6 protein-coding genes are annotated in these 7741 nt (G+C 71.9%); 3 read left to right on the top strand and 3 right to left on the bottom strand.

What is annotated here, in order from left to right:
* The first annotated feature begins 60 nt into the window (after positions 1-60).
* Positions 61-2673: a DEAD/DEAH box helicase gene (locus CCN44_RS39200; protein ID WP_414820549.1), complete on the top strand. Its 2613-nt coding sequence runs from the start codon at positions 61-63 to the stop codon at positions 2671-2673.
* 694 nt (positions 2674-3367) lie between these two features.
* A complete protein-coding gene (locus CCN44_RS47565) occupies positions 3368-3499 on the top strand; it encodes a hypothetical protein (RefSeq protein ID WP_276329148.1) in 132 nt (43 codons plus the stop codon).
* Positions 3500-4347: 848 nt separating this feature from the next.
* On the opposite strand, the gene CCN44_RS39195 is transcribed toward CCN44_RS47565, so the two are convergent.
* A complete protein-coding gene (locus tag CCN44_RS39195) occupies positions 4348-4641 on the bottom strand; it encodes a hypothetical protein (RefSeq protein WP_086703840.1) in 294 nt (97 codons plus the stop codon).
* Between the two features lie 792 nt (positions 4642-5433).
* Between CCN44_RS39195 and CCN44_RS44770 the strand changes: the two genes are divergently transcribed.
* Entirely contained in the window at positions 5434-5610 is a 177-nt protein-coding gene (locus tag CCN44_RS44770; RefSeq protein WP_158103210.1) for a hypothetical protein, read from the top strand.
* Positions 5611-5944: 334 nt separating this feature from the next.
* On the opposite strand, the gene tpg is transcribed toward CCN44_RS44770, so the two are convergent.
* Both tpg and tap read right to left on the bottom strand, forming a co-directional pair.
* Complete coding sequence (gene tpg, locus CCN44_RS39190; protein WP_086703833.1) at positions 5945-6535, bottom strand: telomere-protecting terminal protein Tpg; 591 nt, start codon at positions 6533-6535, stop codon at positions 5945-5947.
* Between the two features lie 3 nt (positions 6536-6538).
* A partial coding sequence (gene tap / locus CCN44_RS39185; protein ID WP_414820548.1) for a telomere-associated protein Tap occupies positions 6539-7741 on the bottom strand: 1203 nt, incomplete at its 5' end.

Here is a 7741-nt window from a genome sequence, read left to right as displayed (position 1 = left end):
TGCAGCGGGTAGGATCACGAGTAGATCCTCACCACCTACCCCTGGCACAGGGAGCCGTCTATGCCGAGCATTGACTACCCCTTCCCGGACCCTCAGAACCACGAGGAGCGCGAAGCGAACCGGAAGGCAACAGAGGAATACGAGCGCGGGGAGCAAGAAGCTTCTGATTTCCAGGACTGGGAACGGGAGCTGATGGCAGAAACCGGGGTCAGGCCCGGAGAGTTTGTTCTGCGTCCGCATCAGGTGGAAGCGGTCGACGCTATTGTGGCGGGGCTCGATATTCCGCCAGGGAAACGGATTCCGCCGCAGGGGCTGCGGGGGACCGTGGTGAGCGCGTGCGGCACCGGGAAGACGTTCATCGGGGCTGCGGCGGTCAAGCGGCTCGTGCCGCAGGGGCGCGTACTGGTGCTGGTGCCGACGCTGGAGCTGCTGGCCCAGACGGTCAGGGAGTGGCGGGCGTTCGGGCATTCGGGGCCGGCGGTGGCGGTGTGCTCGCTGGACGACGACCCGCGGTTGTACTCGTTGGGGGTGCGGTGCACGACGAGCGCGCCGCAGCTGGGGCTGTGGCACGGGCGGGGGCCGGTGACGGTGTTCGCCACGTATGCGTCGTTGCCGGTGCTGATCGAGGCGCACCAGGGCGAGTACGGGTTGCCGATGGACGTGTGGGACCTGGTCCTGGTGGACGAGGCACACCGAACAAGTGGGTCGCTGGGTAAGGCGTGGGCGGCGGTTCACGATCAGGAGTTGCTGCCGTCGATGCGGCGGCTGTACATGACGGCCACGCCGCGGATCTGGATGGAGCGGCCGGCGCGGCGGTGGCGGCGGGCGGAGGTCGGCGCGGAGGAGGAGGGGCGGGATCGGCTGCCGGAGGAGATGGCCTGTTCGATGGACGACGAGTCCATTTACGGGCCGGTTCTGTACGAGCTGGACCTGTCGGAGGCGATCGCGCGAGGGTTGCTTGCGCGGTACCAGATCGTGGTGGTGGAGCTGCGGGACGGAAGTCTGACGCCGGAGCGGCTGTACGGCGAGGACCGGTATGAGGAGGAGGTGCGCGGGGAGCGCCTGGCGGTGCTCCAGGCGGCGCTGCTGGAGACGATGGCCGCGCACGATCTGACGCGGTGCATCACCTTCCATCACCGCACGATCGAGGCGCGAGCGTTCGCCGAGGGGCTGGGGCGGGTGGCGCAGCGGCTGCACGCCGAGGACCCCGGGCGGCACCCGGCGTCGGTGTGGGCGGGGTGGCTGTCGGGTGAGCACGAGCCGGATGTGCGGGCGGAGAGGCTGGCGCGGTTCGGTGCGCGGGCCGGGCGGGCGGTTCTGTCGAATTGCCGGGTGCTGGGTGAGGGCGTTGATGTGCCGTCGGTGGATTCGGTTGCTTTGATCGACCCGAAGGGGTCGGCGGTCGATATTGTGCAGGCGATCGGTCGGGCGTTGCGGCAGAAGCCGAATCAGGGGAAATTGGCGACGCTGATTGTGCCGGTTTTTCTGGGGCCGGATGAGACCGAGGAGGACATGCCGTATTCGATTTCGTATCGGCCTTTGGTGAAAGTCCTTACGGGGCTGCGGGCGCATGATGAGCGGGCGGTGGAAATGCTGGCTGTTCCGCAGGAGGGATTGCATCGGACGGCGGGGGAGTCGTCGTACCTGGGCGAGGCTCCGGAGGAGGGGGCGGAGGAGCACCGGGCGCTTCTGCGGTTCGGTGTCCACCGTGACCCGGCCCTGATTGCCCGGTTTGTCCGGTACAACCTGCTGGAGCCGGAGCACGCGAACTGGCTTGCGGGGCACCGGGCGGCGGTGGCGTACCGGCGTCGGGTGGGGCATCTGCTGGTGCCGTACGAGCACCGGGAGCTGACGGCGAACGGGCGCTCGTTCCCGCTGGGGCGGTGGCTGGCCGATCAGCGGCGCGCCATGCAGGTGGGGGCGCTGGCGGCCGAGCGGGCGGCGGACCTGGACGAGCTGGGGATGGTGTGGGAGCCGGCCGAGGCCGCGTGGGAGGAGAACCTTGCGGCGGCCCGCGCGTACTACGCCGAACACGGCACGCTCGCCGCTCCGGTGACCGCCACGGCGCTGGACAAGCCGGTGGGGCAGTGGCTGGCGAACCAGCGCAAGGAGGGAGGTCTCGGCCAGGACCCGGAGCGGGCGCGGCGGCGGGCGGAGCAACTGGCCGAGATCGATCCGGACTGGCGGCCGGCGTGGCCGGTGGACTGGCAGCGCCACTACGCCGGGGTGGCCCGCCTGGTGGCGCTGGGCGCCGGGGTGGAGGAGATCGTGCCGGGCGTTACCTCCGGCGGGGCCGACGTCGGCCGGTGGCTTCAGCGGCAGCGCGAACACACCGTCTGGCAGGGCCTGGCCGAGGGGCAGCGCGAGCGTCTGGCCGCCCTCAGTGTCACGCCCCTGCCTCCGAAGGAGCCCGAAGCGCCCGTGAAGCCGTCCAGGGGCGGTTCTGCGGCCTTCGAGCGGGGGTGCGCGGCCCTGGAGCAGTACCGGGCCCGCACAGGCTCCCTGACGGTCTCCAGGGGCCACGTCGAGACCCTGCCGGACGGCACCGAGGTCCGTCTGGGGGTGTGGCTGACGAACACCAAGACCCGCCGCGCCAAACTCAGCACCGGGCAGCTCCAGCGCCTCGCCGGCCTCGGACTCGACTGGGCCGCGCAGGCCCTGGACGCGGTGTAACCGGGGCACCGGGAACGGCATAGCAGCGGGTCCCCGGAGGAGACGCCTCCCCCGGGGACCCGCTGTCGTACGCGGGGCCGTCGGCGGGCCCGCGGTGGTCGACGTCGGCCTGGGTCCCGTCGGCGGTGGCCCGCTCGCGGGGGCCGGGGTCGTGGTCCTGGTGCTCCTCGGTGACGGCCCGGCCAGCGGGAAGGAGCCGCGGGCGCGGCGCCGGGCAGGAGCGGGCGCGGCCGGTGCCCAGGGGGCGGCGTGTGCTCATACCGGGAGTGTGCACGGCCCTGTCCTGGAAGGTATGTACCAACTGTGCTGACCGGCGGGACAGTTGAAGGGGGCGCGTGTTCACTCGTGGCGTGCGCTTCTTGTGTGAGCTTCGGCACGCCGGTGGTGGGAACTGGCACGGCGTACCGGACGTACCGTCACGGGCTTTGCCTGTTCGCGTCCTTGAGGAAGGCTTGAGGTTCGGGACGGGCGCCTATGCAACCGCTTGGCATGGCACGGGGTGCCACATGTCCATTTGGTAGTGCGGAGGTTGACGGGAAACGAGATCCGTCGCGCTCCGGTAAAGTCGCCTCACCCCTTACCCCTGGGCCCTATGCAGACGCGTGGACGTTCCTGCGCGGGGTCCACGAAGGCCGTGGGCCTCCGAGGAGCTGCGAAATCCGCAGCCTCCAGAGGAATGGGGTGAGTGGTCCCGATGACCGAGCTGTACGAGTCTGAGGGGCACTGCCGATGTTGCAGCAAGCGGGGCCGGTCCAAGCGGATCCCCCGTTGGCTGGGGCCGGTGGTCCGCGTGGTCTACGAGATCGTGTGGATCTGGCCCTGGTAATGCGGAAAGCCCCGACCTGACGGCCGGGGCCTGACCGACCTGACCGGTCGGACGCACTGCACACGGGGTGTTGAGGGAAGCCTCACCGGGATGCTTCGCGGGCGTCGGGTGGGGCTTTCCTTATGTCCGGGTGTGCGGTTACCGCCGCGTACGCAAGTGAATTCAGGATTTTGTGACGCCCGTCACACCTGGAGGCAGCGGTGTCCCCACTATGCCCTGCCTTACTGCGCTCGTGCGACATGGAACCGAATGTTGATCAACACACGCCGGGTGCACTGACTCGGTAACGATGCTGGTAGTCCCGATTTTTCCCATGTGACCGTGACTGATATCACATACACGTTTAGGTGAACGGCCGCACTTGCGGGCGGTGCAGTTTCAGGCGTTTTGCCAGGGGTTCACCCTTGTGCAAATCCGCCTCTGGCAGAAGCTGCCGAACTTTACACGGCGCCTCTGACAATCACCTCCCCGACGATGCCCTTTTCTCGAAGCCGCCGCCGGCCACGAGCGTGCCGACCGGGGCAGAGGGGGGCGGCCCCCGTTCGGCAGGCCGCTTCGGGCGGATCCGCCCGAAGCGGCCTGAAGCCCAGACAGCGCAGCTCAACCCTGGAATTCCTTTGCCCCGCAGGGGCGGCCCCCGGCGCGAAGCGCCTTCAAAGGGGGCCACCGCGAAGCGGCTGCCCGAAGGGCAGGTCCCGCCCCCGCGCCCGAAGGGCGCTTCAAAGGGGGCGGGTTCCTCTGTGTCCGCCCGTGGCCGCAGGCCACTTCAGGGGCGGACCAGCCCGCAGGGCTGTCCATTGGCGCGCGCCGGCCCGGGGCGGCGCGCCCCGGGCCCGAGACGAGGCGTGTCAGCGGACCTGCGTCCCTACCCACTCGTCCACGCCCATCCGCTCGATCTCCTCGCCGCAGCGCGCAATGTCCTCGGCCGTGACCCGCAGGCCGTACGCGGCGATCTCCGCCACCAGGAGCGCCACCCGGTCCACCCAGTAGCCCAGCGCGCCCGAGGCGTCGACCACCCACACCTGGGCGGTCTCCAGCTCGATGTCGGCCACGGCCAGCACCTGCCCGCACGGGCAGGCGAACTCCCCGGTGACAAGGGCGTAGTAGGGCTCGATGCACAGGGCGCACGTGATCAGGGTCATGGGACGGCCGTCCTTTCGAGGGGGAGTTCCCGGGCGGTGACCAGGCGGCCGTGCGGCGGGCCGGGGCTCGGCGGCCCGGTGCGCGCCCGCAGGGCGCAGGGCTGCCGACCGGAGCCGGTGAACGCGCCCGCAGGGCGCCCGGCTCCGGCGGTCCGCACGCAGTGCGGACCGCAGCGCGGTGAACGCGCCCGGAGGGCGCCCGCGCTGCGCCCGAAGGGCGGCCCCGGCCCGCCGTGCGGCACCCTGGCCACCGCCCGGGAACTCCCCCTCGAAAAGCAGGGCGCGCCCCGCCTGCGGGCGGTCAGGGCATCCGGCCCGGCGCGCCCGATCCGCCCCCGGCACGCCCGGTGACCGCCCCGGCCCGGGGACGGCCCGCTTGTGGCGGACCCGCCACAAGCGGCCTGATGCCCCGGCGGCGCCGGGCCCGGACCACAGCCCCGCGGCCCCGGTCGGACCAGGTCGTCGGCCCCGGCTAGTAGCTCGCTCGCTAGCTAGCGAGTACGACGCGGTGACCGTCTCTGGCCCGGACCGCTGGACGGGAGGACCCTGGGGGTATGACGAAGGGGCTCTTGCGCGAGGCCGCAGCCCTTCTGCGCCTGCGCGCCCGCGAGGCCGCGGCGGTCCCCGACGAGCGGTGGATGGTGGACCAGGACCAGGACGAGGCGGGCGGCCTGGTCCTCACCGCGTTCGTACCGGAGGACGCCGCCCCGGACGGCGGGGTGGCCGGCAGTGTTGTGGCCTGGTTCGCCCCGACAGCCCGGAAGGGCGACCCACGCGCGGGCCCTCGGAGCTGTGCCGCACGCGGCCGCGCTGGACCCGCAGACCGCCGCGCTGCTGGCCGACTGGCTCGACATCACGGCCGTGGTGGAGGACCGGGCAGAGGAACTCGGAGATCCCGAGGGCGCAGCACCGCTCGTCGTGCCGGCGACCCGCTTCGCCCGGTCCTACCTGCGCGCGCCTCAGACGTAGCGCACGACGAGACCGCCTGCCGCAGCGCCCGCGCCGGGTGTCCGGAGCGGGGCGCGGGCGGCGGGCCGGGATGGTTCATGCGCGGGCTGCCGCTTCGGCCACCCCGCGCCCGGGGGTCCCGGCCCGGTCCCGGACCCCATCGCGAGCGTGCGAGCATGCTAGCTCGCTAGCGTGCTCGCTCGGGACCGCTGCGGCCTGGTCCGTGGGCTCGTGCCGTCAGGCTCGTTTGCGGATGCGGTCGAGTTCGCGGGCCTCCGCGAGCAGGCGCAATAAAGCCATCGGGCCCTCGCACCGGCTGCCGCCCGGGGCGGCAGCCGGTGTCAGGTGGTCATGGTCAGTAGCGGGCTGCGATGTAGTCGATGCCGGTCAGCTCGACGTCCAGGTGGTGGGCACGGGTGCCGCGCTCGCGGAAGTACAGCTCGCCGGCGGCCTCGGCGAGCACCTCGTTCGGGGACTCGGCAGAGCGGCCGGCCTGCGCGTCCAGCAGGCGCCCGGCCCAGGCGGGGGGCAGGTGGAGGGTGAGCAGCCTCTCCCGGGACTCATCCGTCGTACCGACCGGTGCGCGGTAGCCGAACGTCGCCCGGAACTCCACCGTCATGCCCGTCCGTTCGGCGGCGCGGCGGCGGGCGCGTTCGCGCACGCGGGGCTGCCAGCGTGAGCGGACGGCGTCGGTGATGCGGTCCTGGACCGCTTTCGGCGGGTGCTTGCGGGCGCCCCGGCGGTAGCGGTTGACGGAGTCGGCGGTGACGCCGATCTCGGCGGCCACCGCGCGGGCGGTGCCGAGTTTCTTGATCAGGTAGTTGATCTGGCCCTTGAGGGTGCGGGGCGGGGTGGTGGTGAACACCTCGCGGCCGGCGCGCTCCAGGGCCTGGCCGATCAGGGCGTCGTCGTGGTCGGCGGTCTGCGGGCGGATCTGGCGGGCCATCGGTTACTCCCCCTCGTCCCAGACGGCGTCATGCCCGCCGCCCTTGATGAGCTGGGCGGGGTTGCCGCCCTGTTCCATGAGGTCGACCGCCCACGGCATGCTCTGCACGCCCTCCACCTTGACCAGGCCGGGGGCGACGCCGAGGCGGAAGGCGCCGGGCAGCGGCTTGCCGCTGCCGGTGTACGGCAGCAGATCCAGCACACTGGCCGTGCGCGCGGGGTAGACGACGCAGTCGGACAGGACCGCGAGCGGGAACAGGCCCGCGCCCGCCATGTGCCGCATCTTGCGGTGCATGTTCACCCGCGCTTTGCTGATGATCGCCGCCCGGATGTCCGGGCGCCAGGTGGGCCGCTCCAGCTCCGGCCAGCGCTCACCCTTGACGTAGGTCAGCCCGCGGGCCCGAGAGCGAAGCTTGCCGATCCCGCCCTTGGCCGTGCCCTTGATCGCCGCGAGGACCGCGCGCATGCCCGGATCGCCCTCCCGTACGTGCTCCATCGCGGCGAGGAACGCAGCGTCGTCCAGGCCGGCCGTCACGCCGAGGTCCTCCATCGTCGCCAGCAGCGCCGCCTTCAGCCGGTCGTGCCACGGGTCGAGGTAGGCGCCCGAGACCGGGCGCACGTATGCCTCCAGCGGCTCGACGTTGTGGCCCAGCTCCACGGCATAGGCGACCGTATGCGTCTCGTACCAGGCTGGACCCTCCGGGCGCCCCCCGTGCGGGGTGAAGGGGTTGGGCAAGCGCGGGTCCAGCTCGATGTGGGAGAGGTCGACCAGCCAGCAGCCCGGCACCTTCTTGTCGAACCTCGGCCGCATCACGTGCTCCGGCGCGCACAGCCCCACCGGCGTACGGGAGGCGGCGGCGAGGAACGCCGTGTTCACGTCCAGGCCGATGACGTACGGCTGCCTCGTCTCCTCGCCCGACAGCAGCTCCACATCACGGACCCAGCCGAAGACTTCCTCGTCCAGGAACCCGTGGTTGTTCCAGTCCTGCGCGAGCGGGTGTTCCGACGGCACCTCCGGCGGTGCCGGGTCGACCGGGGCGGTGCCCAGGGACCCGGGGTTGTGCGCGGACACCCACGCCCCCGACTCGTCCCGCACCGCGCGGGTCGGCGGACGCAGACTCGTCATCAGCTCCAGGCCGTTGACCGCCGTGCCGCCGCGCGGGGTCAGCACCCGGTCTGCGTACACCGTCAGCACCCGCGCGATGTC

The sequence above is a fragment of the Streptomyces tricolor genome (assembly GCF_002155905.1).
In the GTDB taxonomy this organism is placed as follows: Bacteria; Actinomycetota; Actinomycetes; order Streptomycetales; family Streptomycetaceae; genus Streptomyces; species Streptomyces tricolor.
The sequence above is the reverse complement of the archived record's forward strand: the minus strand, read 5'-3'. Positions and strand labels throughout refer to the sequence as shown.

Coding starts and splice junctions, on each gene's coding strand:
- tpg (WP_086703833.1), bottom strand. CDS start 6,535: ATGGCCCGCCAGATCCGCCCGCAGACCGCCGACCACGACGACGCCCTG.
- CCN44_RS39195 (WP_086703840.1), bottom strand. CDS start 4,641: ATGACCCTGATCACGTGCGCCCTGTGCATCGAGCCCTACTACGCCCTT.
- CCN44_RS39200 (WP_414820549.1), top strand. CDS start 61: ATGCCGAGCATTGACTACCCCTTCCCGGACCCTCAGAACCACGAGGAG.
- CCN44_RS47565 (WP_276329148.1), top strand. CDS start 3,368: ATGACCGAGCTGTACGAGTCTGAGGGGCACTGCCGATGTTGCAGCAAG.